We start from the raw sequence: 24,677 nt of genomic DNA, 5'->3' as shown, positions 1-24,677 counted from the left end.
GGTTAACGCGACGCTTTTATTATTCATATCAAAGGTATCAAGCTAAGGGCTTACAATATACGCCAACCGATTAACAGCACCTGTTTGGCTATAAGAATTAGCTCCCCAACAAGCCAGGATACCATCCTCGTATAACACACAGGTGTTTTCAGCGTAAGCGGAAATTGCTGCCGTATTGGCAAGATCCTTAACGAGAACAGGGTTAAGGAAAATACCAGCAGTGGCATTACCCAGTTGACCTTGATTGTTATTTCCCCAGCAATAAGTAAGACCGTCATTTGTCAGCGCACAACTGTGCTCTTCGCCAAGAGCAATCGATTGAACATTACTTAAGCTCGAAATACTAACAGGGCTTGTTTCATCAATACGTGAATCGATACCAAGCTGCCCATCATTATTGCGTCCCCAACAGGACACTGTGCCATCTTCTTTCAACGCACAACTGTGACCAGAGCCAAGATCTATATCGATTACATTCTCTAGGTTCGCAATAGTAACTGGCGTCAAGGATGTGGTGGCCACTTCATCATCACCCCAGCATGCGACTGTCCCGTCATTTTTAACGGCGCATGAACTCTGATCACCAAGACTTAAAGCAACTACTCCGGTTAAATCTAATACTTGAACGGGTGTTAATGAGTCTTCGCTTGTGCCATTACCAAGCTGGCCGTATTCATTATTGCCCCAGCAAACAACATTGGTGTCACTTGTAATAGCGCAACTGTGCCCAAAGCCAACAGCAACAGCCAATGCGTCGCTAACGCCTACTACATTCACGGGTATTGATAAACCAGTATTGCGCGTTTCACCGTTACCCAGTTGGCCGTATCCATTCCAACCCCAACAGGAGACGGCTCCATTCACATCCAGCACGCAATTATGATGATAACTTGAGTCGATCTGTTGAATGTCAGTCAAATTCAAAACCGAAACAGGTGTAGCACTATTTACTTTTGTTCCATCACCCAAGGCTCCTAGATTGTTTCGCCCCCAACAAGAAACTGTTCCGTCTGTTTGAATGGCGCAAGCATGAGAAATGCCTTGGCTCATTGAAGAAACATCGTTAATTGACGATACGCTTACAGGTGTTGATACGTAGTCAATAATGGCAGCGCCTAGTTGGTCATAATCGTTTTCACCCATACAAGTTACTGCGTTACTTGTATTGATTGAACAATTATAGTTGTCGCCAGCTTCAATTTCTCGGATGTCAGATAAATTAGAGATAAGCACGGGAACATTCGTATCATCAAACCTATCAATGGCGTTATAGAACTGTCCATCTAAGTTTTGGCCCCAACAATAAACCAAACCATCCTCTGTTAGCGCACAGGTATGATACTCACCTAAACTCATGTCTATGACATTGCTCAATCCTGTTACACTCACTGGGGTTAATGTGTCTCGATTAGATCCATCACCGACTTTTCCATAATCATCACTCCCCCAGCACACCAAGCTACCATCGTTTTTAATTGCGCAACTGTGATCATAACCTAGAGCAACTTTAGTGGCGCCCGTTAAGTTGAGAACATTAACAGGCACTGAGCTTTGTGTCTCCGTGCCATCACCGAGTCGCCCTTCTCCATTGAACCCCCAACAACTAACAGTTGAGTTACTTTTGATAGCGCAACTATGGTTTGGACCCGCACTGATTGAAACCGCATCTGTCAAACCAGAAACACTGACAGGCACGTTTGATTCGGTATAGCTTGTATCACCGCTCCCAAGTTGAGCTAAAGCATTCCACCCCCAGCAAAGCACCGTACCATCATTTTTTAATGCACAGCTATGCTGATCTCCTAAACTAATATCAATGACACCTTCTAGATTCGGGACATCTTTCGGCGTGTAAACGCTATAGTTTGTTCCATCCCCAAGTTGGCCTCGGTAGTTGTATCCCCAACACGCGACCGTGCCATCGTTTTTAAGTGCGCACGCATGTGCCGAACCTGTGCTGACGGCACGAATATCACTCAATCCTGTAACATGAACAGGACTGGCAGAACTTGTACTCGTACCAACGCCTAGCTGACCTCGAGAATTATCCCCCCAGCAAGCAACCGAACCACTGACTTCTAACGCACAACCAAAACGCTCACTTAAATGGATTGTTTCTGCATTTAATAACGAAATATATTGAGTTGTTTCAGTAAGCTGACCTAATGGGTTTTCAATGGTCAAACTGTAATCACCCGCAGGCCATTGCGGCGCGATAAAACGAAACTCGTGAGCACTTTGCGAAGTGGCTTCAACCAAGGCACCGTTCAGCGTGATTTGTGCGTCTGATAATCCTGAGCCTGACACCTTAACTTCTGCGCCAAAGTACAATGGGCTTGGATTTAATGAACTAATAATTGGCTCAAACGTGGACGGTTCTATAATAACCTCTACTGGGTCATCTATTTCAACCGGATCATCTACTTCATTAACCGGAGTTTCTGGTTCGCTATTTTCATTCGTATTAGAACCAGAACTTGAGCTACCACAACCCACTAACAATACACTAACAAACAATAAAGCAATGAAAGGCTTCATTAAAACGTTTCCTTATCTATTCCAAAATGAAGGCGTCAAGCGCACCTTTAAATATAACGACCTTCAAAGACTGCTAGTAGGAACTTGCAATACATAGGTAGGTGACGGATTACCCAAACCTAATTGACCACTGTTATTACGTCCCCAACAGGCCATGGTGCCTTTCTCATAAAGAGCACAGGTATGACGAACGCCTCCGGAGACATCCACGATGTTACTCAAATTTAAAACGGGAGATGGCGTGCTGGTATCAACTGTTGTGCCGTTGCCCAATTGACCATAATTATTGCGCCCCCAACAACTCACGGTTTTGTCATCGTGCAAAACGCAAGCATGCTGCTCACCCAGATGAACACTGGTGATATCACTTAAGCTATCGATAAGCACAGGGGTCAGAACCCTTGCGTCAGCGCTATCGTTGATTTGACCGTAACTATTTCGTCCCCAGCAACTCACGGTTTTGTCTGCATGTACGGCACAGACAAAATTTTCTCCGGCGCTGATATTAACGATGTCATCCAAATTATTAACGAGCACTGGCGTGTAAGAACTAGTTGTGCTGTTATTACCTAATTCACCATTACTGTTATTTCCCCAGCATGCGACGGTGCCGTCTGCTTTTAATGCGCAACCAAAGAAATTACCTGTGGTGATAGCGATGGCATCATCAAGCTCACTCACCGTAATAGGCACTGAAGAATCATTAAAGACATCGCCTCCTAACGCTCCATTGTAATTACGACCCCAACAGGCGACTGTCTGATCATCTTTCAACGCACAAGCAAAAGAAGATCCAATACCAAGACTCACATCAATGGCATTAGTAAGACCGCTAACCACAACGGGTTCAGAAACGTCCTCAGTCGTGCCGTTGCCAAGCTGACCCCTATCATTATCGCCCCAGCACATAACGGTTTTATTTTCGGTAACAGCGCAACCATTGATATCGTAAATACCACCCATATCAATCTGACTGACCGAACCAATAGTTGAGAGAGTAACAGGCACATTAGAAGAATCCGTGCTGCCATTGAGCAGCTGACCGTTCAGATTCTCGCCCCAGCAATCAGCCGTGCCACCAATGCTAACAGCGCAGGTGTTGTTTTCATTTGCGGCTATAGAAACAGCCGCTTCCACACCCGAGACAGCTGACGGTAATGAATCATCTGTTATCGTTCCATCACCATATTGGCCTGAATTATTGTCACCCCAGCAGCTAATACGTTCATTTTCTAACAACGCGCAATTAAAATACTTACCATTACTAACGGATGACACTCCGGTTAAATTAACCACATCCAGAGGTTGAGCACTAAAACTGACAAAGTCAGAAGAACCTAATTGACCATAAGTATTAGCACCCCAGCATTTAACTGTACCATCGGCCAATGTGGCACAACTATGTCGATAGCCAGAACTAATGTTGATGGCATTATCAATATTAGCCATCGCAATAGGTGTAGCTGATTGGGTTATGTCAGTTCCCTCGCCTAACTGGCCGTACCCGTTGTGCCCCCAGCAAGCAATGGAATTATCATCTTTTAACGCGCAAGCATGATCTCCCTTTGTCGCGACTGAAACGGCATTGTCTAAATCCAATACCGTGACGGGTACCAAAGAATTATCCGACGTCCCATCACCCAAGAGACCGTAACCGTTATTCCCCCAACACATTGCGCTTCCATCTGATTTAACCGCACAGGTAGATAGCCTACCTGCGGATACTTGAACAACGTCAGATAAACCAACCACTGCCGATGGCACAGATGTCGATGTTGATCCGCCATTGCCTAAACGCCCATAGCCGCCGAACCCCCAGCACACAACCGTGGCATCTTCTTTTATGGCGCAAGTATGAATATCGCCAGCCGAGATACCGATTGCATCGGTTAAGCCAGTTACCGTTAGCGGTACAGTAGAATCATCATTAATATCATCACCAAGGTCTGCACCATTCCCCAAATTGCCATAAGAATTGTTACCCCAGCAAGCAACGCTTTTATCTGATTTTAAAGCACAAGAATGAAGGTCACCTACCGCAACACGGGTTACATTGGTTAATCCTGTTACCGCAACAGGCGTCGTTGAATTGATAAGGGTGCCATCACCTAACTGACCGTACTCGTTTTCACCCCAACACAGAACAGTACTATCTTTAGTGACAGCACAAGCATGATTTTCACCTGTCGCAACATCGCTAGCTAAGATGTAGTCACTGTATTGAACATCAATTTCAATACTGCCGTAGTCGTTACGCAGCTCCAATATATAATTTCCGGCTTCTAAATCAGGGGCAATAAAAGCCGCTATGTTATCGGTTTGCTCTGTGGTTTCGATAATAGTGCCATTTAGAGATACCGTTGCATCTTCAAAGTATGAGCCTGAAATAGTAATTTCTGTACCACCAAACAAAAGTGTTCGATTAATATTGGCCAGCAACGGAGCCTGGGTATAAATTATACCGTCGTCGTCACCGCTCAGATCATCATCTACAACCTCTTCATCAGAATCAGGTACTTCAACTTCTTCAGAATCAGAAGCTGAACCACTGCAACCGATTAAAGAAATACTTAGCAATAGCAATACTACAACTTGTTTCATCTGTTAAACCTTTCACTCAATAAGAATTAAAAACCATCAAATTAATTTGATGATCTCTATATATTTGAAAAAATTTAATTAATTAGTTAATAACACAGGCGACTTTATAAAATTTTGCCCCAACTGCCCTGCTGAATTATTACCCCAACAAGCTAACGACTCATCGACATAACGAACACAGGCAAAATAAGAACTGGCATAAATATCCGTGATACCTTCTACTTCAAATACTGGCAACAGAATATCCGTGAAACCATCCGAACCATTGCCGAGTTGACTGCTATCGCTATTATCCCCCCAACAAGTTGCAGTACCGTCAAGCAGTAATGCACAACTAAAATTACCACCGACACTGATTGAAGAAACATCGGAAACATCTAAAACAGGCGTTGGTGTTAAGGCGTCATCTGTCGAGCCATTATGTAAACGGTCAGAACTGCCGCGCCCCCAACAACCAACTGTATTGTCTTCATATAAAACACAGGTGTGGTAGTCGCCTGCGTCAATATTTACCCCATTAGTTAAATCCGATACAGTAACTGGCGTTAACGCATCGATTAACGAGTTATTACCAAGCTGACCATAACTATTGCTGCCCCAACAAGCAGCTGTTCCGTCATTGTTGAGCGCACAGCTGTGTCGACCACCAACACTAATATCAACAACATCAGTCAAGCCATCAATCGCGACAGGAGTTAATTGGCCGTCAGTTGAACCATCACCAAGCTGGCCGTATTCGTTATCACCCCAACACCACACGGTTCCGTCATCTTTTAGGGCGCAACCCTGTGATTCATACAGATCAACCGCGATAACATTACTTAGACCCAACACTTCAACCGGGAATAAAGCATCTTCTGTTGAGCCATTACCAAGCTGACCAACATCATTGCGACCCCAACAGACGACCGTTCCAGTGTCGCGTAAAGCGCACGTATGATATAAACCGCCATGAACAGAAATCGCATCGTCTAACCCTAAAACAGGAGTAGTAGGCGTGTATGTACCCGTGGTTGTGCCATTACCTGACTGGCCATACCTAGTATCGCCCCAACAAGTTACGCTCATATCGTCTTGAAGTGCGCAACTATGAGCACCTCCCAAGCCAACGTCTTTAACATCTGTCAAACCGCTAACGCTGGTGGCGGTAGGATAGTCAACCGCCTCGTAACCCAGCCTATTACTTGAACTCTGACCCCAGCAAAACACATCGTTGTCATTCGTAACCGCACAACTGTGCTCCTGGTTAACATGAATGCTTTTAATATTATTCAAATTTGAAGTAACAACAGGCTCTGTGCTATAGCTGCGTATCGTGTCGTCGCCCAGTTGGTCGTCAATATTCTTACCCCAGCAAGCAACGGTTCCATCACTTTTAAGTGCGCAATTATGATACCTACCGGATTCAAGAGCAGTCACATCCGTTAAATTGATAACATCAACAGGCGTTAAACTATCGACTATTGTGCCATTACCCAATGTTCCAGGATTGTTATACCCCCAACAGGCTACGGTATCGTCATTCTTAATAGCACAACTATGAACTGAGCCAGCGCTAACCGCTTTGACATCCGTAAGACCTACAACAGCTACGGCTGTAGTCGGATAATCTTTAGTACCATCACCAAGCTGACCGTAATAATTTGATCCCCAACAGCTCATACTGCCGTCACTAATGAGTGCGCAGCTATGACTTAAACCCACACTTAATGAGGTGACCTCTCCTAAGTTTTGCACCAAACTCGGCGTGCTTGTATCCTCACCACTGCCATTACCTAATTGAGCGATGTTATTTTGCCCCCAACAGAATACGTCATCGTCAGTAGTCAGCGCACAAGCGTGCGAGTAACCCGTGCTAATTTCTTTCACGTTGGTTAGGTTTGCAACCTGAACAGGAGCCAACTCTTTTGCTGAACTGGAAATAACTTCACCATCGCCAAGCTGCCCGTAATTATTACGGCCCCAACAGTAAACAGAACCGCTACTGTTCAGTGCGCAGGTAAAATATTGTGATGAACTAACTGCTGTAATATCGGTCAACCCAGATACCGCAACTGGGCTTACTGAAGCCACGCCGGTACCATCGCCTAATTGGCCAAAGCTATTGCCGCCCCAGCAGGCAACAGAGGTATCTTCTGTTATAGCGCACGTGTGATTGTTGCCTGGGCTCGCAGAAACACCCTTAAAGTTATCAGCGTACTCGAGCATTTGAATGTAATGACCTTCAGGCCCTTCTACCACTATGCTGTATTCACCTGCCGGCCATTGAGGAGCGGTAAATATAATTTCGTGTTCAGCTTGCGAGGTTAATTCAACAGGCGCGCCGTTAAGCGTGATACTGGTATCACCTAAATGACTGCCAGAAACCTTAACCTGAACACCTGTATACAACGTATTTGGAGTAATGGACGTTGCTACGGGAACAATGACTTCAACCGGACTATCTTTACCAGAGTCATCACCTAAATTGGAATCCAAGTGATTCGAATCAGAAGATGAGCTACTGCAACCCATAACAAATAGTGAAATCAGAACTAAAACCCTACTAAACTTCATTAAACGAACCCTTTAAGTGATGCTTGTAACCAGAAATTTAAGCGCCAAATGATACTGCTATATAGGGATTTTTTTTGGTCTAAGTATTATGCTCAATCGTCAATCTGCTATTAGGAATCGTCAAAAGAAGGGCAAAAAAAAGACGCAAAGAAATCTTTGCGCCTCGAGGCTATTTAAAAACAAATCAATAAGTTAAGGGGCTAATACGTAATCACCATCTGTATCCGTACCAATTTGACTGTATTGGTTATCTCCCCAGCATGAAACCGCACCGCCTTGATGCAACGCACAAATATGAAAAGCACCCGCACTGATCGATTCAACATTTTCTATACTAGAAATCGCAATAGGAACACTCATCTCGTCTTCTGTTGTCTCGTTTCTAAGCTGACCATAAGCATTGCTACCCCAGCAAAATACTTGCTTCGCATCACTCAATGCGCAACTCACGTTTGCACCTAAGCTAACGCTAGCAATACTGTCTAGATTTACGACAGGAACAGGGACCGTACTTTTGGACGCCTCTAAGCCCGCTCCTAATTCGCCATCTCCGTTATCACCCCAGCAGACGACAGATTCGTCTGCTTTAATAGCACACGCTTGAGATGACCCAACATCTACCGCTGTGGCATCACCTAACGCACTCACATCGGCAAGAATATAATCATATTGATCGTTATGGCCTCGCCCTAACTGGCCCTGATAGTTTTGCCCCCAACACGCAACTGATCCATCTGTCTTTACGGCACAATTTGTTTTTTCATCTGAATGAAAGGAAACAACATCACTCAGCGCATCAACGGCAACCGGTTCATCCCTATGTATCAGGGTACGATCACCCAGCTGATTTTTATCATTCTGGCCCCAACAAACAACGGTAGCATCTGACTTTAAAGCACAACTATGAAAAAAACCGACACTAATACTCACCGCGTCGTTAAGGCTTGATACAGTAACAGGAGTTGAAGAATTCAACTCAGTGCCATTACCTAATTGCCCAAACCGATTATCGCCCCAACAAACGACCTCTCCTGTGCCCATAACTGCGCAGCTATGCACATAACCAACATCAATATCAATAACATTGGTTAAACCTGAAACAAACACAGGGGTTTGGATATCATCATAACTGCCCCCACCAAGCTGGCCATTGCTATTTTTGCCCCAACAAGCAACAGAACCACCTGAATCACTCACGATGGCGCAACTGGAATAACCACCGGATACCAGCTTATCAACTTTCAGGGCATCTATATAAGAGACTGCGCTAGTCATTGAGCCGTATGTATTTTCAAGAACCAAGCTGTATTCACCTGCAGGCCAATCCGGGACTAAAAAACTCAAGCTATCATTTGACTGAGACAAGACCGCCACAGGCTCCCCATTAATAATAAGCTCTGCTTCAGCGAGAGCTTCACCCGATATAACAACACGCTTCCCGGTATAGAATGACCCTGCCGATATTGACGAGATAGAGGGCGAAGCCGCCTCAGTTTCGCCTGAGTCTTCATTGGTACCGCCTGTATCTCCAACGCCCTCTGTTGAGCCTGACGATGTACCCACATCACCACATGCAACCAGTAATGCACTCAGTGACAAGAAACCAATCACCCTTTTCATACGGTTTACTCCAAAGCTTTCAATAATCTATCTACATGAACATCAAATAAAAACATAATACGGCATGTTTTCACGTGAAGATGAAGAGAATGCTATGCTAAATCAGCAATCTATTATTAAAAATCGTCAGATCACAAAATAATTCGCGCTCGCATAAATAAACCCTATAAAATTATCGCATTGGATGTTGCATACAGGTTTCAATAGGAATACCCACAAGCGACTAAAAATAGGGTCATCAGCCCATAGCAGTTAAACACCTCATTAAATTCTTGTAATTTGAAGGGTGATTTCAAAAAAAACAATCAAGCAGCGCAAGAAGGGCAAGATTATGACTGACAAGCAATCACATGACTTATAAGATCACCAAGGCAAACTTTTTTGTGAAGTAATAGGCGCTTAGGAAGAAAAAGAACAAATAACGCTGTACGATAGAAATTTAATCAGAATATAATGGAAGTAATTTTTAAATATTTTGAGAAGACCCCAGAGATAGCCCATCTTTAGATTATTTTCTATATTAGAAAGCTACTAACGCCCCTATCCATCAAGAAGTAACTAAAGTTTAGTCTTCAATAGTTTTTAAGAGTGACTTATTGGAAGGTCCTTTCAAGTTAGTGCGTTGATTCGAAATCACTGTAGACACTTTATGACCGAGATAAAATACGAGAAGAGCCTAACGCCTATATTGGAATCAAGCCTGATGGATTCTCCATTCAAAGGCTTAAAGAGCAAGGACCCCAATAAAAAAACGATTCTTGGCAGTTTCAACCTCCACTATCATTTAGGTGGAGTAGAAATACACATAAATAGATCAACCGAAATAAAGAATTTAAGCATATCATCAAAACTTTCACCTCAGCTAAGCTTTAGCATTCTCTTTGAAGGTGAAATAGATTTTTCCTTAGGCCGCACAATACACCACATAGGAAACCGCTATAATCATGCTGTAGAGTGTTCAGCTTATGTATTAGAACGGGAGGAAACGTTCACACGATATCTAAAAGATGGTATGACAATCTCAAAAATGAATGTCTCAGTTGGCTACGATTGGCTGATATCCAGATGTCATTCTGAACACCAACACCAACAAATTAATAAACTATTTAAACAACATGCCGTTATTCATCATTGGCCCGCATGCAACCGCGTTATTGAACTCGCAAACCTACTCATGAACAATGATGATATCGATATAGAGCAAACCCTCCAAAACGAATATCGAGCTATTGAATTAGTATCAATGTGTGTCAAAATTCTTATCGATTCGTTAAAAGAACAGAAAACTAAAATCATTACATCAAATAGAGACCTTCTGGAAGAAGGCAGAACAACATTAAAGCAAGCTGTAAATACTTGCATTCCCGAATGCGATAATCTTGAAGACATTGCAGACAAACTCAAACTGAGTGTCAGTACATTACAAAGAAGATTCAAACAAGAACATGGCATTACTGTCATTAAGTATGTAAGAGCGCAGAAACTGGAAATGGCCAGGTCTGGCCTATTGTTTAACAACCTGAGTATTGGTGAGGCGTCGTACCTTGCTGGATACACCCATGCATCTAACTTCGTGACTGCATTTAAAAAACAGTTTGGCATAACACCCAGCACGCTTATTCTTCAATTGCAAAAGCGCATACCAATAGCTAACTCATCAGAAGATAACAGAGCTCTGTCATGATAAAACAGCCTGCACCGAGCCACGTGATCAACCATCGTATCTAACACCACATTTATATATTTTCTAATGCAATACACACGCTTACCCGCGAAAACGCCATGCCAAGTCAATGAAAAGCGTTCCAACGACATACCAGAAGATTAGAGTATTTACAGTAGGCTCTTTTACAAATAGGACTACTCCTTTGAAGCACCTTTCAAAGCCTGGCGTTAATTCCAGGGGCCCAGAGATGACCACTCAACTTACCAGACGCGCAAACATGCTGCTTGACAATACATCTGACAAATTCGCAGTCACCTACAAAAATGGTGCGTTCGAACTTATGCATGAGCTTAAGCTATCCGGGATTCTAAAAGACCGAAACCCAAAAGACATGCATGGCTATGTAGATATTGAACAGTGCTGGCATGTCGAGAACTCCTTCAACGCCCCCACAAACCCACTCACCTCATCGCCCGTCGTCCTGAACGACGTCACAAACCGCACGGCATCTTCACCCTCTGCTACTTCTATATGCGCAGGCAATAAGTTCTGCGGCCATTCATAGAAAATAGCGCCTCGTTCACGAACAAACTCAATGGCCTGTTTCGGCATAATCATAAACAGTTCGTTACCGGCTACCGGCCAAACTTCCCGCATGAATGAAAGCTGTGAAAGCTCGGCGCTCAGTTGTGCGGCCATACTGTTGGCATGCTTCGCCAGCGCCAGCCAGTGCTCATCGTCCAGCCAGCTGCAAAATTGTGCGCCCAGCCAGCGGCTTTTGGAGATTAAATGGCCGGCGCGTTTGCGCTGGGCTACAAAATTTTTCGCCAGTTCTTTGTTAAAGAAGACGACGGCTTCGGCACACAGTGCGCCGTTTTTGGTTGCGCCTAAACAAAGGACATCAACACCGGCCTTCCAGCTGATTTCCGATGGGTGGCAACCGAGTGCAGCCACGGCATTGGCAAAGCGGGCGCCGTCCATATGAACATACAGGCCATGCTCATGGGCTATAGATGTCAGTTGATTCAGTTCTTCTATGCTATAAAGCTGCCCGGCCTCTGAAAGCTGAGTCAGGCTGAGTACACCCGGCTCGGCATTGTGCGGCGGGTGGGCTGCGCCGAAGCTCAGGTGTTTTTCCAGAGAAGCTGCAGTCAGCTTGGGCAGCTCGGAATCCAGGCCGACCAGGCGCGCACCCTGCGTGAAAAACTCTGGCGCTGTCAGTTCATCGTTAATAATGTGCGCCTGGCCATGACACAAAATGGTCTGCCACGGCGAAGCCATACAGGAAAGCGCCAGGCAGTTAGCTGCGGTGCCGGTACTGACCAGGAAGACTTCAGCGTCACAATCGAACATTTGCTGAATCTGCTTGGTGGCTTTGGCTGTCCATTCATCATCACCGTAGGCTGCACTGACGCCGCTGTTGGCAGCCATTAACCCAGCCATCACTTTATCGGATGCACCCGCCTGATTATCACTTCCGAAATACATAAATAGTTACCCTAACACTCTGTAAATAGTGGCCAACACTTTACCGAAACTGCATTGCACCTTAAACCACCTATGCGGACCAGCGTGAACAGTGCGCGTCGGCACCAATTGAGAACGTGTTGAACCGCATTTGCGCTCAACTGGTGCAGCCTGGGGCCATCAAAATCACTGAAATTAGCAATGATATTTAGCGAAACCCCCGCCGAATGGGCATTTCAGAAAACTGGCACAGCCTTCGCTATATAGGATTCATCGGAAAGTTATTTACAACTTGTCAGTAACTTCCCGATTAACACTGTGATTTGCGTATCGAGCATTGGCGCTCTCGGGTTCTACCCGAGGGCGTTTTTTTTTGGGTGAAAGAAAATGTTGCAAAGCGTTACCGGCGAACAAAAGCTTCCATTACTGATTATTGGCTTTGGCATGGCTGCGGCCCGGTTGCTCAATAAACTGGCCGAGCTGGGTTATAAAAGCCCCATCGTTGTGGTCAGCCGTGAAAAGCACCTGGGTTACAACCGCATTCAGTTAACGCCCTGGCTTTCCGGTGAACGAACCGACGACGAGCTGGCGCTGGTGAATGAAGATGTCTGGTCCACGCTGTCTATTAAAACGCTGCCACTGACCGATGTCACCCGGCTCGATACCCATAGCAACACGGCCTACCTAAGCAACAATGAAACCCTGCACTACAGCAAGGCCGTAATTGCCACGGGCGCTTCGCCACGCATGCCGGCGCTCGACTATTACCCGCAACCTGCGATTCGCGCGTTCCGCACGCTGGACGATGGCCACTACTTGCGCAACCTGCCGGAAGATTCTCACATCGCGGTGCTCGGTGGCGGTCTGCTTGGCCTGGAAGCCGCCTGGGGTTTACGTCAGCTGGGCTATCAAGTCTCTCTGATACAGGTGGCTGGCCATGTCTTGAACCGCCAGTTGAATAAGCCTTTGGCACAACTGCTGGAACAAACCTTTACCGACGCAGGCATTCATCTGGAGTTGAACACGCAGATAGAGGCGATTGAATCCGTCCCGGTACTTTCCGCCATTAAGCTTTCTAACGGCAAAACGCTGAACGCCAATTGCCTGATTTCCGCCATCGGCATTAAGCCTTCGTGCAAGGTTGCGCTGAGCTCCGGCATCGATTGCAACTTTGGCATTTTAATCAACAACCGCATGCAAACCTCTGCCAAAGATGTTTTTGCCCTGGGCGAATGCGCCGAGCTCGATGGCCACATTTTCGGTCTGGTTGCGCCGGCTTACGAGCAGGCAGAAGTACTGGCCAGAAACCTGTGCGGTGCCAACCAGACCTTTGCCATTTCTAATTTGGATACGCGCCTGAAAATTTCCGGCATGGATGTGTTTTCAACCGGCGATATCAGCAATGCCAAGGCTCGGGTATTAACCCTTGTCGATGAAAAGAATCTTCGTGCCCGCGCCGTTCACTTACTGGGTAACCAGGTGATTGGTGCCGAGCTGATTGGTGATTTAAGCCTCACCACTTTTTACAACGAATTGATACGAACGCAACAACCGGTCAGCGATGCCACACACGCGCTCACCGGACGAGCCAACAACGCAGCCTGAGGACTTCACATGAACACTGCAACTAAGAAAAATCTGGTTATTATCGGAAACGGCATGGTCGGCCATCACTTTGTCAGTGAATGGCAAAAGCAGGCTAACGCCGCTAACTGGCAACTGCACATCATTGGTGAAGAAGCTGTTACGGCGTACGACCGCGTTCACCTCTCTGAATACTTTCAGGGCAAGAACCACGCTGAACTCGCCTACTGCACCGAGGCCGATTATCTACAGCAGGGCATTAAAACCTACCTCGGCAAAAAGGCCACCGGCATTGATCGCAGCGCGCAAACCGTCACCTTAAGCAGTGGTGAAGTTTTAAATTACGATAAGGTAGTTTTGGCCACCGGCTCTTATGCGTTTGTGCCACCCATTCCCGGTTACGATAACGACCGCTGCTTTGTGTACCGCACGCTCGATGATTTAGATGCTATGAAAGCCGCAGCTCAGGGCCGTGAAGTGGGCGTCGTGATTGGCGGCGGCCTGCTCGGTCTGGAAGCGGCCAACGCGCTGAAATCGCTGGGGCTAAAAACCCATGTTGTGGAATTTGCACCGCGCCTGATGCCGGTACAGCTCGATGATGCCGCCGGCGGCTTACTAAAAGAAAAGATTGAAGATTTAGGCGTTAGCGTGCTCACCAAAACGGCCACGCAAAGCATTGAAAAAACCGCCGATGACCGTCTGAAAATGACCTTTGCCGAAGGTGAACCGCTGGAAACCGATCTGCTGGTATTCTCTGCCGGTATTCGCCCGCAGGATGCACTGGCAAAAGAATGCGGCCTGGAACTGGGTGAGCGCGGCGGTGTGGTGATTAACGATCACTGCCAGACCAGCGATGAAAACATCTACGCCATTGGTGAAGTGGCGCTGTGGAAAAACCAGATTTTCGGCCTGGTGGCGCCGGGCTTCCGCATGGCAGAAACCACTGCCGCAGACATTGCCGGTGAGCCCAGCACGGCCTTTTTAGGTGCCGATATGAGCACCAAGCTGAAGCTGTTGGGGGTCGATGTTGGCTCCATTGGTGATGCCCACGCCGCTACACCGGGTGCACTCACCTTCCGCTACAGCAATGAACACAAGGGTATTTATAAGAAACTGGTGACCACCGCCGATGGCAAGAAAATGCTCGGTGCCATTCTGGTGGGCGATAACAGCAGCTACGATACCCTGCTGCAATACCACCTGAACGATATTGATCTGCCCGCCGAGCCCGATAGCCTGATTCTGCCAAACCTGGGCAGCAACGCGGCGCCGGCACTGGGCGTCGATGCTCTGCCCGATACCGCCACCATCTGTTCCTGCCTGAACGTATCCAAAGGCGATATCGTCAGCGCCATTGATAACGGCTGCTGCTCACCGGCTGAAGTAAAAGATGCGACCGGCGCAGGCAGCGGTTGTGGTGGCTGTAGCGCTATGGTTAAAGATGTGGTCAACGCCACCATGGAGGCGCGCGGCATCACCGTTGATAAATCCATCTGCGAGCACTTCCACTACACCCGTCAGGAAATTTATCACCTAATTCTGGTCGAAAAGATCAGAACCTTTGACGAGCTGCTCGATAAACACGGCGAAGGTCTGGGCTGTGATGTTTGTAAGCCAGTCGTTTCCAATATTCTGGCGGCCGTGTGGAACGCGCCGGTGCAAAACCGAGAGCACGTTAAGCTGCAGGATACCAACGATGCCTTCCTCGGCAACATGCAAAAGGACGGCACCTACTCGGTCATTCCGCGTATTGCCGGCGGGGAAATCACCCCGGAAAAAATCATGAAGTTCGGGGAAATTGCCGCCGAATTTAATCTGTACACCAAGGTGGTCAGCGCGCAGCGCATTGGCATGTTTGGCGCGCAGGTACACGAGCTGCCTCAAATCTGGCAAAAGCTGATCGATGCCGGTTTTGAAACCGGACAGGCCTACGGTAAATCGCTGCGTAATGTAAAAAGTTGCATCGGCAGCACCTGGTGCCGTTACGGCGTGCAGGATTCTGTCGGCATGGCGATTTTGGTCGAGAACCGCTACAAGGGCTTGCGCGGGCCACACAAATTCAAGTTTGGGGTTTCCGGCTGTACCCGCGAATGTGCCGAGGCACAGGGTAAAGACGTCGGCATTATCGCCACCGAAAACGGCTGGAACCTGTACGTTTGCGGCAACGGCGGCATGAAGCCTCGCCACGGCGATCTGTTCGCGACTGATCTTTCCGATGTCGAGCTGATCAAAATTATCGACCGCTTCCTGATGTTCTATAGCCGCACCGCCGATGGCCTGCAACGTACCGCCCGCTGGATGGAAAACCTGGAAGGCGGTTTGGATTACCTGAAAGATGTCATCCTCAATGATTCGCTGGGTATCTGCGATGAACTGGAAGCACAGATGAACCACGTCGTTGAAACCTGGGAATGCGAGTGGGCTTCAACACTGAAAGACCCGGAAAAACTGAAGCGTTTCCGTACCTTTGTCAACTCCGATGAAAAAGACAACAACGTCGTCTTCGTTGAAGAACGCAACCAGATTCGTCCGGCCACCAAAGATGAAAAACTGTCGCTGATCGCTTCAGCATAAGGGAGAACAAACATGACTGCGCAACTTAAAACCCAATGGCAATCCGTTTGCAGCACGGCCGATTTAGTTGAAGATTCCGGCGTTGCGGCACTGCTTAACGGCAAGCAGATCGCTATTTTTTACATCAAAAAACTGGATGCCATCTACGCGATTGATAACTACTGCCCGTTCAGCAACGCCAATGTTATTTCGCGCGGCATTATCGGCTCACTGAAAGGACAAACCGTCGTGGCCAGCCCAATCTACAAGCAGCATTTCAACCTGGAAACTGGCCAGTGCCTGGAAGACAGCGAAGTCACCCTAAACACTTACCCGGTAAAAATTGAGCAAGACACCGTGTTACTGGCCATCTAAAAGGCAGCAGATTTCTATGAGCGATACATCCGTAAAAACAACCTGCGCCTATTGTGGCGTTGGTTGTGGCGTTAGCATTCCGCATTCCAATGACCGTACGGTTCAGGTGCGGGGCGATGCGAGCCACCCGGCAAACTTCGGCAAGCTGTGCGTTAAGGGCACTCACCTGGGCGATGTGCTTCCCCTGCGCAAACGCCTGCTGGTGCCCGAGGTAAACGGCGAACCTGCCAGCTGGGAAAGCGCCACGGAGACCATCGCAGAAAAAATCCGCAGCACCCTTGCAGAGCACGGCCCGGATGCCTTTGCGTTTTACCTTTCCGGCCAGCTGTTAACCGAAGACTATTACGCCGCCAACAAGCTGGCGAAAGGCTTTTTAGGAACGGCGAATGTCGATACCAACTCGCGCCTGTGCATGTCTTCTGCCGTGGCCGCTCATGTGCGCGCCTTTGGTGAAGATGCCCCGCCGATAAACTTTGAAGATATCGACCAGGCCGAGCTGCTGGTGTTGGCCGGCTCTAATTTGGCCTGGGCACATCCGGTGTTGTTCCAGCGCCGTATGAGAGCGCAACAGGCCGATGGCCGAAAGAAACTGGTGGTGATCGACCCGCGCAAATCGGCCTCGGCCAAAGAAGCGCACCTGCATCTGGCCATTAAACCCGGTGCCGATGGTCAGCTGTTTAACGCGCTGCTGGTTTACCTGGCGGCAAACGACGGTTGCGATACCGCCTACATTGAACAGCACGTTGAAAACTTCGCCGACGCCTTAGCGGCGGCCAAAGAAGATGTCGGCACCGATACCGCAAAACAGGCGGAGCTGTGCGGCCTTTCAGAGCCGCAAATGCTCGAGTTTTTTGCACTCTTCGCCAACACAGCAAAAACCACGACGGCCTGGTCGATGGGTTTAAACCAGACAGAATCCGGCGTCGATAAAGGCAATGCCCTGATCAACGTACACCTGGCCACCGGGCGCATCGGCAAGCCCGGCGCCAATGCCTTTTCCATTACCGGCCAGCCCAATGCCATGGGCGGACGCGAGGTGGGCGGTCTGGCCAATCAACTGGCGGTACACCGCGCCTTCGATGAACAGAGCATTCAGCAGGTCGGCGATTTTTGGCAGGCGGAAAAAATGGCCACCAAGCCAGGCCTGAAGGCGGTCGATCTGTTCGATGCCTGCCTAGAGGGCAAAATTAAAGTGCTGTGGATTATGGCCACCAACCCGGTTGCCAGTCTGCCCAATGCCAATAAAATCCGCGAAGCACTCAAGCATGTTGAAACCGTGATTGTTTCCGATGTTATTGGCGAAACCGATACCCTGAATTACGCCCAGATAAAACTACCGGCGCTCGCCTGGGGTGAAAAGGACGGCACCGTCACCAATACTGACCGCCTAATATCGCGTCAGCGTCCATTCCTGATTGCGCCGGGTCAGGCCAGGGCCGATTGGCAAGCCATTGCCGATGTGGCGAAAAAGCTCGGCTTTACGCAAGCCTTCAACTGGCAGAATTCACACGAAGTGTTTCGTGAACACGCACAGCTCAGCACCATCAACAGCGGCACGCCGCTCACCTTTAATTTAAGTGCAGTGGCCAATTTAAGCTTCGACGATTACCAGAACTGGCAGCCGAAACAGTGGCCGCTGGATGGCAAAACCGATGCCAGCCGTTTGTTTGGCAACGGTGTTTTTGCCACCGAAAACGGCAAGGCCAACATGGTACCGGTAAAGCCGGTTACCCCCGTTGCCGGCAATCACCGCTTTGTGCTGAACACCGGCCGCCTGCGCGACCAGTGGCACACCATGGCGCGCACCGGCATGGCTGCCACACTGAACAAACATACCAACCAGTTAGAGGTTCACCTGAACCCGAAAGATGCCCGCAGCCACGGCATCAGTAATGGCGACCTGCTGAACATCTACTCTGAGCAGGGTGAATTTTATGCGCTGGCTCGGCTGGAGGCGGCCCAAAACCCCGGCGAGTTGTTTGCACCCATGCACTGGAATGAACACTTCGCCGGCAAGGGCGGCGTTGGCAACTGTTTGGCCAGCACCGTCGACCCTATTTCCGGCCAACCGGCCAGTAAGCACAGCTTTGTCAGCTTTAAAAAGGCCGAAGCAAAACACAACGGATTCGTCTTCTTTAAACAGGATGATGAACAACCGGTATGGCTGAAGAATACGGTCTGGTTTAAGAGCTACACCGGCAACGGCACGCTGGTGAAGTTTTACAGCGATAAACCACTGGCAGGCTTCATCGACAGGCTGGCGGAGGGTGATTTTGATTACTCGCTGCACGATAGCCTTTCCGGCTCTGCGCAATGGGCACAGTTCGATGCCGAAGGGCTGAACCTGTGGGTTACCACAAGCACAGAAAAGTGCAGCTGGCCGGAGGTGACCTTCCTCGATGAAGCCACCCACGCTGGGGCCGATAACATCAGCCTGAACTCGCTGGTTACCGGTAATTTTGATAACGAAAGCTCCGCTGGCAAAACCGTTTGTACCTGCTTTGGCATTACCGATACGCAAATCAAAAGTTACTTTGAAGTTCAGCCGAACGGCACGCTGGAATCACTGCAGGCCGAACTGAAATGCGGCACCAACTGCGGCAGCTGCCTGACCGAACTGAAAGAGTTTACGGCCGAGCTTGCCGGGCCGGGCGAGTTCTACAACGCCGTGTAGCCTGCGCAGTTGGCGAACCCGGCGTTGCGCTGTATTCTCGGCCGAAAGCAACAGGCAGATTCTTCGCAATGGCAAACCAACTCTCTATTCGCTCTTACCAGCCCACCCGCAGTGGCCATAGCCACCCTTTTCATCAGCTGGTACTGCCGTTACGCGGCGTTATCAGCATTGAGGTGGAAGACTTTACCGGCAAGGTAACACCGGGTGAATGCGTGGTGGTAAAACGCCAAGAGATGCATCACTTTGCGGCCGATGCCGCGGCAAAATTTGTCGTCGCCGATTTAAACGAACTGCCGGACCAGATGACATCCTCGGACTGCATCGTCTTTGCCATCAGCTCACCGTTATTCCAGTACCTGGCCTTCATTGAGGAACAGCTGAAGTTTCAGATAAACCCGAACATTGAAAACCTGATGTTTCAGACCTTTTATCAGCTGCTGTCAGAACAACAGCTGGTCAAAAAACTGGAGCCCAGAATCCGTAAGGTATTGGCGTTTATGGAAGACAACCTGGCAGAAGAACTCAGCATTGAAGCGCTGGCCGGCATCGCTTGTTTGAGCGCCACTCAATTCAAGAAGCTGTTCAAACAGCAAAGCGGCCAAACCGTTACCGAATACCTGACCAAGCGACGCATGGAAAAAGCTCAGGCGCTGCTGCTGCATACCGACTACCCCATTCAGGCCGTGGCCGAGGCGGTGGGCTACAGCGATTTAAGCGCATTCAGCCGTCGGTTCTCGCGCTATTTTGGTTTGCCACCTTCAAAAGTCAGCCATTAATTACGTCCTGTACGCATGCAAAAGCGTCCAATCTGCAAAGTATTAGCCCAGGCCACTGATTAGAATCTTCACAGGTTTTATCTGCAGGGCGGCCCACAGCAATGAAAAACAGTGAATTTTACGGTGCCATGAGCATCGTTTTAGCCAGCATCATCTGGGGCTCTACCGGCACGGCGGCAAGCTTTGCCCCGAATGTCAGTCCATTAGCGATTGGCGCATTCGCGATGGGGGTCGGCGGTGTTCTGCTCATGCTCACCTCGCTGCAAGCACTGAAACACGACCGCGCACGGCTAATGCTGGAATTTAAAACGCTGTTGCTGGGCGGGCTTTCTGTCGCCATCTATCCGCTGGCGTTTTACAGCTCGATGCGCGCTGCCGGCGTTGCCGTTGGCACGGTCATCTCACTGGCCAGTGCACCGCTGTTTTCGGTGTTACTGGAAAGGCTGATCAACAAAAAGCGCATCAGTGGGCTGTGGCTGTTCAGCTTTCTGCTGGGAGGCTCCGGCATTGTGCTGCTGACGCTGGGCAAGCAACATCAAAGCAGCGGCATTCACATTTGGGGGGTTGTTCTGGGGCTGGTGGCTGCCCTCACCTACGCAGGCTACTCATGGTCGGCCAAACAAATGATTGACCGGGGCATCGATTCTAAATCGGCCATGGCCAGTATGTTCGGGCTGGCAGCGGTGTTTCTGCTGCCTTCGCTGTTTTTTACCAGCGAGCATATGTTTTCAAGCCTCAACAACGTCATGGTGGCCCTCTATATGGCAACCATACCTATGTTTCTGGGTTATCTGCTTTTCGGTTATGGCCTGGTTTATGTGGCAGCGAGCAAAGCTACACTGATTACCCTGCTCGAGCCGACAGTGGCGACGCTGCTGGCCATTGCCATTGTCGGCGAACAGTTTTCTGCCGTCGGTTGGCTGGGTATGGTACTCATTGCGGCCTGCTCGTTGTTGCAGGTTATCAGGCGCCCCGGCGCTAACCGCCTGGCTGTGCCGGAACACAGCAACTAACCGGCTTGGTGCCAGTCAATGCGGCCGGCTCTTCATTCAGCGGTGGCCGCACTAAACCCTTTTCAGTTGCGTCGCGTATAACCACAGAACGGACCGGAGATGACCGATGATTTCTATCTTTAAGAGCGACCCCACCAAAAAGCTGAAAAAACTGCGCGAGGCAAAACTGACCCAGGCCATGACCGCCCAGCGCAACGGCGATATCAGAGCTTATTCAGAACTCACGGCCGAAGCCGAAGCGCTTTACCAGCAGATTTTAGACGCCACCAGCCCGAAGGCTTAACCGGGCACTCAGGGCGCATTGCGCTCGCTCGGGTCCTTTTTAAAACTGCGGATCAACGAGTGTGGGTCTACCTGAGCGCGATGCTCTTTCGTGGCCTGCGCCCACCAGATGAGCTGGCTCAGCGTACGGCCGAAGTAGTCCTGCCAGCGCGACTCATCTTCTTCAGGCTGAACCTCGCCTTCTGCGGTAAATACCTGTTGGGCTTTGGGAACATGAATCATTGCAGACACGGGCAGACAACCCAATTCCGAAAGAAAGCTGCGCATCCCAATGGCGGCTCTCATACCGCCCCATTGACCGGCAGAATAGGTCACGATGGCACTGGGTTTATAGGCAAACAGAGAGCTGCCAAAGTGATTCAACAGGTGGCTAAGCGCCGGGCTCATGGTGTGGTTATATTCCGGGCTGACCATCAGGTAGCCATCGGCTGCTTTGATTTTTTCAGCCAGGCTGTTTAGTGCCTGCGGTGCTTTGCCGCTCGGGTAAGCAAAGTGGGGCTTAAAGACCGCATCAAGCGGGTAATCAAGCACATCGATGACTTCTGCCTGGTGCTCCGGGTAAAGTGCATTCAGGCTGTTCAGCGTAAACTCGCTCACCCTAGCGCCGAGCCGCGCCGGCTTGGGTGGTGTACTTTCGCGAGCACTGCCCAGAAAGATCAGAAAATTCATACAAGGCTCCATGTGTTAGTCCCGACCGGACAATTTCAACATGGGTCCGGGCGCCGCCCTAATCAAGCTTAAGGGGTTAGGAGCCACGGATGAAGCCTTGCTTTCGAAACACCGCCATGACACGCCATGCACTGTTTATCAGCCAGCAACAAACTCAACAAAGCTGCTCACATGACGCTGCAGTCGCTCGTTTACCTTGGCATCAACAATGTGCATATGTTCATCGAAGATATTATTTACATCGGTAATCATCATTTCATGACAGATGTGATTCCTCGCCAGTGTGGAATCAAAGATCAGCTTCAGGTGCTCTTGCGCCCGCGCACCACCTACCGGGCTCATCGCCTGTGTAATAATGCTCACCGGCTTGCCCTTCAACGGCGAATTAAAAGCCGGCCGCGAAGCCCAGTCGATGGCGTTTTTTAATACCGCCGGCACGCTGTGATTGTATTCTGGCGTGCAGCAGATAATGCCGTCCGCATCTTCTACCCGGCTCATAAAAAACTGCACACTGGCCGGCCTTTCTTCGTTGAGTTCGTTGGAAAAAAACGGCAGCGAGGCTAATGGCAGAATTTCAAACTCATGCTCTGCAAACATATCCTTAATGCATTCCAGAATGGCAATACTCTTGCTCTTACTGTGAAAGCTGCCAGAAAAACAAATAAACCTCATAGGGTGTCCTCAAGTCTTGGTAGTAAAGAGGGTCCGCAGCGACCAAAACTTATTTTTATGACGCCGCAACAAACAGTATAAAAACTGAAAAGATCGTACGTCAGATGCGAAAAGCCGGTAAGCCCAGAAATAAAAGGCGCAATCTTACTGGTGAAAACCAGCCGTTAAATTGCGCCATCAGGCAAAAGAAATATCGTACTGACCGCTGGCATCCGCCGCGCCCAGAGCAACGTTATAGCAGTGATCCATGTTACTCAGGGCCAGCCTGACGATTGATGCATCCAGGCTACCGGCCTCGGCCTTTTGCAACAGCAGCTTACGGATCTCCTGCGGCTGCATGCGCCTGCGGTAGGGCCTGTCCTGCACCAGCGCCTGAAAGACATCGGCTACGGCAACGATTCGCGCCTCGGTGGAAAGCTCCAGCTCGGTTGGGTGGAATGGGTAGCCATGGCCGTTCACACCTTCGTGGTGAAACGCCGCCCACATGGCAATATCTTCAATACCGGAAATGTGACGCAGAATTTCGTAGGTTTCAAAGCTGTGCTGATTCATCACTGCCCGTTCATGCTCATCTAGCGGGCCGGGTTTATTGAGTATGGCATCGGGCGTGTGCAGCTTGCCGATATCGTGCAGCAGACCGGCTATTTCTATTTTGTCGCACTGGGTTTCTGTCATCCCAAAAAGTTCCGCCAGGAAGCGCGCCACCTCGGCAACCTTAATGGAGTGCTGCGCCGTGAATTTACTCTTCTGGTCGACGATGTACGCAATGATCATGGCCAGTTGTTTAAGCTGACCGATCGTCAGTGTGGAATGGATAGTGACGCGGTTCATATCCCACGTGTAACGACAAATGTGTCGGCTTTCCAGCGCCAGCCAAAACGATTCTGACTGCGCCACCCGTTTAAACACCTCCACATATTCAGGTTTAAAATAGCTGCCACTCTTAAGCTGGATAAGCTCAGCCACCTGGTGACGGGCAATCAGTATATCGTCGCCGTAGTGTTCAGCACTGAGCACATCTATGCGGTCGGCAAGGTAAACCAGATTGGCCATGAGTGCTTCGCGCGGACGCACGTTCATTCGCTCCAGCTCCACCCAGGCGGTATGGTGATACAAAACTGGCAACGCCAAATGAGCCAGCGGGTGAAAACCCTGTAACAACTGATAGCCGACTTCACAGTGCAAGCCGGATTCGCCCCAGTCGAAATTCGCCACCAGGTTACGGTGCTCCGCTTCGGTTGAAACGCCGATATCGTGCAGCATGCCGAAATCATAGAGAAAATCGACATCCGACTGAGAAAAGCCAAGCGCATGGCCGAGCTGACAGGCAATGTAAGCCACACGCTTACCGTGATTGGTGTCGTCCATACCCACCAGCGAGACGGTGGTTTCAATGGCGGCAACCACTTCCCTTAAATTTATGCGGATTCGAGATTGAGTATCCAACCTGCACCTCCTGACTGTGCCTTCGATCAAAAACCTGAATTTAAGCTTTCAACAGCAACTCAAACTCAGGGTAGTCCACATTGGATCATTTAAAATATTTATTTTTCTAATACGAGCAGAGCACAGAAAACACGGCATCGGCGACTGCTGGCAATATTCAGCTATTGCAGCTTTAATTGGGTGGC

Annotated in this window: 16 protein-coding genes; 8 read left to right on the top strand and 8 right to left on the bottom strand. The window is 49.0% G+C overall.

What is annotated here, in order from left to right; translation table 11 throughout:
- Window positions 1–42: 42 nt before the first annotated feature.
- The 4 genes from BCF53_RS13690 to BCF53_RS13675 all read right to left on the bottom strand — a co-directional run bounded on the left by BCF53_RS13690 (window position 43) and on the right by BCF53_RS13675 (window position 9,315).
- On the bottom strand, window positions 43–2,538 hold the full coding sequence (locus BCF53_RS13690) for an RCC1-like domain-containing protein (RefSeq protein ID WP_132702305.1): 2,496 nt from the start codon (window positions 2,536–2,538) through the stop codon (window positions 43–45).
- 63 nt (window positions 2,539–2,601) lie between these two features.
- Window positions 2,602–5,139, bottom strand: a complete 2,538-nt coding sequence (locus BCF53_RS13685; protein WP_132702304.1) for an RCC1 domain-containing protein — start codon at window positions 5,137–5,139, stop codon at window positions 2,602–2,604.
- Window positions 5,140–5,217: 78 nt separating this feature from the next.
- Window positions 5,218–7,617 (bottom strand): RCC1 domain-containing protein, encoded by a 2,400-nt coding sequence (locus BCF53_RS13680; RefSeq protein WP_207902739.1) that lies wholly within the window; start codon window positions 7,615–7,617, stop codon window positions 5,218–5,220.
- A 270-nt stretch (window positions 7,618–7,887) separates the two neighbouring features.
- Window positions 7,888–9,315: an RCC1 domain-containing protein gene (locus tag BCF53_RS13675; protein WP_132702302.1), complete on the bottom strand. Its 1,428-nt coding sequence runs from the start codon at window positions 9,313–9,315 to the stop codon at window positions 7,888–7,890.
- 703 nt (window positions 9,316–10,018) lie between these two features.
- On the opposite strand from BCF53_RS13675, the gene BCF53_RS13670 reads away from it, so the two are divergent.
- Complete coding sequence (locus BCF53_RS13670; RefSeq protein WP_165901921.1) at window positions 10,019–10,999, top strand: helix-turn-helix transcriptional regulator; 981 nt, start codon at window positions 10,019–10,021, stop codon at window positions 10,997–10,999.
- 381 nt (window positions 11,000–11,380) lie between these two features.
- Here the strand turns inward: BCF53_RS13670 and BCF53_RS13665 are convergent, their stop codons facing one another.
- Window positions 11,381–12,469 carry a threonine aldolase family protein gene (locus BCF53_RS13665; protein WP_132702300.1) on the bottom strand — a complete coding sequence of 363 codons (1,089 nt, stop codon included), beginning with the start codon at window positions 12,467–12,469 and terminating at the stop codon, window positions 11,381–11,383.
- A 366-nt stretch (window positions 12,470–12,835) separates the two neighbouring features.
- Between BCF53_RS13665 and BCF53_RS13660 the strand changes: the two genes are divergently transcribed.
- The 7 genes from BCF53_RS13660 (at window position 12,836) to BCF53_RS13630 (ending at window position 21,706) form a co-directional block, all read left to right on the top strand.
- The gene (locus BCF53_RS13660; RefSeq protein WP_132702299.1) at window positions 12,836–14,053 is read left to right on the top strand and encodes an NAD(P)/FAD-dependent oxidoreductase; all 1,218 of its coding nucleotides are present in this window, start codon (window positions 12,836–12,838) and stop codon (window positions 14,051–14,053) included.
- Window positions 14,054–14,062: 9 nt separating this feature from the next.
- Window positions 14,063–16,606 (top strand): nitrite reductase large subunit NirB, encoded by a 2,544-nt coding sequence (gene nirB, locus BCF53_RS13655; protein WP_132702298.1) that lies wholly within the window; start codon window positions 14,063–14,065, stop codon window positions 16,604–16,606.
- A 12-nt stretch (window positions 16,607–16,618) separates the two neighbouring features.
- On the top strand, window positions 16,619–16,960 hold the full coding sequence (gene nirD / locus BCF53_RS13650) for a nitrite reductase small subunit NirD (RefSeq protein WP_132702297.1): 342 nt from the start codon (window positions 16,619–16,621) through the stop codon (window positions 16,958–16,960).
- Window positions 16,961–16,976: 16 nt separating this feature from the next.
- Window positions 16,977–19,634, top strand: a complete 2,658-nt coding sequence (locus tag BCF53_RS13645; protein ID WP_132702296.1) for a nitrate reductase — start codon at window positions 16,977–16,979, stop codon at window positions 19,632–19,634.
- A 68-nt stretch (window positions 19,635–19,702) separates the two neighbouring features.
- Window positions 19,703–20,410 (top strand): AraC family transcriptional regulator, encoded by a 708-nt coding sequence (locus BCF53_RS13640; RefSeq protein WP_132702295.1) that lies wholly within the window; start codon window positions 19,703–19,705, stop codon window positions 20,408–20,410.
- A 101-nt stretch (window positions 20,411–20,511) separates the two neighbouring features.
- A complete protein-coding gene (locus BCF53_RS13635; protein ID WP_132702294.1) occupies window positions 20,512–21,423 on the top strand; it encodes a DMT family transporter in 912 nt (303 codons plus the stop codon).
- Window positions 21,424–21,529: 106 nt separating this feature from the next.
- Window positions 21,530–21,706 (top strand): DUF6435 family protein, encoded by a 177-nt coding sequence (locus BCF53_RS13630; RefSeq protein ID WP_132702293.1) that lies wholly within the window; start codon window positions 21,530–21,532, stop codon window positions 21,704–21,706.
- Between the two features lie 8 nt (window positions 21,707–21,714).
- On the opposite strand, the gene BCF53_RS13625 is transcribed toward BCF53_RS13630, so the two are convergent.
- From BCF53_RS13625 to BCF53_RS13615, 3 genes are all read right to left on the bottom strand, one after another.
- A complete protein-coding gene (locus BCF53_RS13625; protein WP_132702292.1) occupies window positions 21,715–22,374 on the bottom strand; it encodes an NADPH-dependent FMN reductase in 660 nt (219 codons plus the stop codon).
- Window positions 22,375–22,512: 138 nt separating this feature from the next.
- Window positions 22,513–23,046, bottom strand: coding sequence for an NADPH-dependent FMN reductase (locus tag BCF53_RS13620; protein ID WP_132702291.1), 534 nt, complete (start codon window positions 23,044–23,046; stop codon window positions 22,513–22,515).
- Window positions 23,047–23,223: 177 nt separating this feature from the next.
- Window positions 23,224–24,492, bottom strand: a complete 1,269-nt coding sequence (locus BCF53_RS13615) for an HD domain-containing phosphohydrolase (protein WP_132702290.1) — start codon at window positions 24,490–24,492, stop codon at window positions 23,224–23,226.
- Between the last annotated feature and the right edge of the window lie 185 nt (window positions 24,493–24,677).

Source organism: Reinekea marinisedimentorum (genome assembly GCF_004341165.1).
Lineage (GTDB): Bacteria > Pseudomonadota > Gammaproteobacteria > Pseudomonadales > Natronospirillaceae > Reinekea > Reinekea marinisedimentorum.
This window is presented reverse-complemented; position numbering and strand designations above follow the sequence as displayed.

Coding starts and splice junctions, on each gene's coding strand:
- BCF53_RS13675 (WP_132702302.1), bottom strand. CDS start 9,315: ATGAAAAGGGTGATTGGTTTCTTGTCACTGAGTGCATTACTGGTTGCA.
- BCF53_RS13620 (WP_132702291.1), bottom strand. CDS start 23,046: ATGAGGTTTATTTGTTTTTCTGGCAGCTTTCACAGTAAGAGCAAGAGT.
- BCF53_RS13670 (WP_165901921.1), top strand. CDS start 10,019: ATGGATTCTCCATTCAAAGGCTTAAAGAGCAAGGACCCCAATAAAAAA.
- BCF53_RS13660 (WP_132702299.1), top strand. CDS start 12,836: ATGTTGCAAAGCGTTACCGGCGAACAAAAGCTTCCATTACTGATTATT.
- BCF53_RS13665 (WP_132702300.1), bottom strand. CDS start 12,469: ATGTATTTCGGAAGTGATAATCAGGCGGGTGCATCCGATAAAGTGATG.
- BCF53_RS13625 (WP_132702292.1), bottom strand. CDS start 22,374: ATGAATTTTCTGATCTTTCTGGGCAGTGCTCGCGAAAGTACACCACCC.
- BCF53_RS13685 (WP_132702304.1), bottom strand. CDS start 5,139: ATGAAACAAGTTGTAGTATTGCTATTGCTAAGTATTTCTTTAATCGGT.
- nirB (WP_132702298.1), top strand. CDS start 14,063: ATGAACACTGCAACTAAGAAAAATCTGGTTATTATCGGAAACGGCATG.
- BCF53_RS13645 (WP_132702296.1), top strand. CDS start 16,977: ATGAGCGATACATCCGTAAAAACAACCTGCGCCTATTGTGGCGTTGGT.
- BCF53_RS13690 (WP_132702305.1), bottom strand. CDS start 2,538: ATGAAGCCTTTCATTGCTTTATTGTTTGTTAGTGTATTGTTAGTGGGT.
- nirD (WP_132702297.1), top strand. CDS start 16,619: ATGACTGCGCAACTTAAAACCCAATGGCAATCCGTTTGCAGCACGGCC.
- BCF53_RS13630 (WP_132702293.1), top strand. CDS start 21,530: ATGATTTCTATCTTTAAGAGCGACCCCACCAAAAAGCTGAAAAAACTG.
- BCF53_RS13640 (WP_132702295.1), top strand. CDS start 19,703: ATGGCAAACCAACTCTCTATTCGCTCTTACCAGCCCACCCGCAGTGGC.
- BCF53_RS13635 (WP_132702294.1), top strand. CDS start 20,512: ATGAAAAACAGTGAATTTTACGGTGCCATGAGCATCGTTTTAGCCAGC.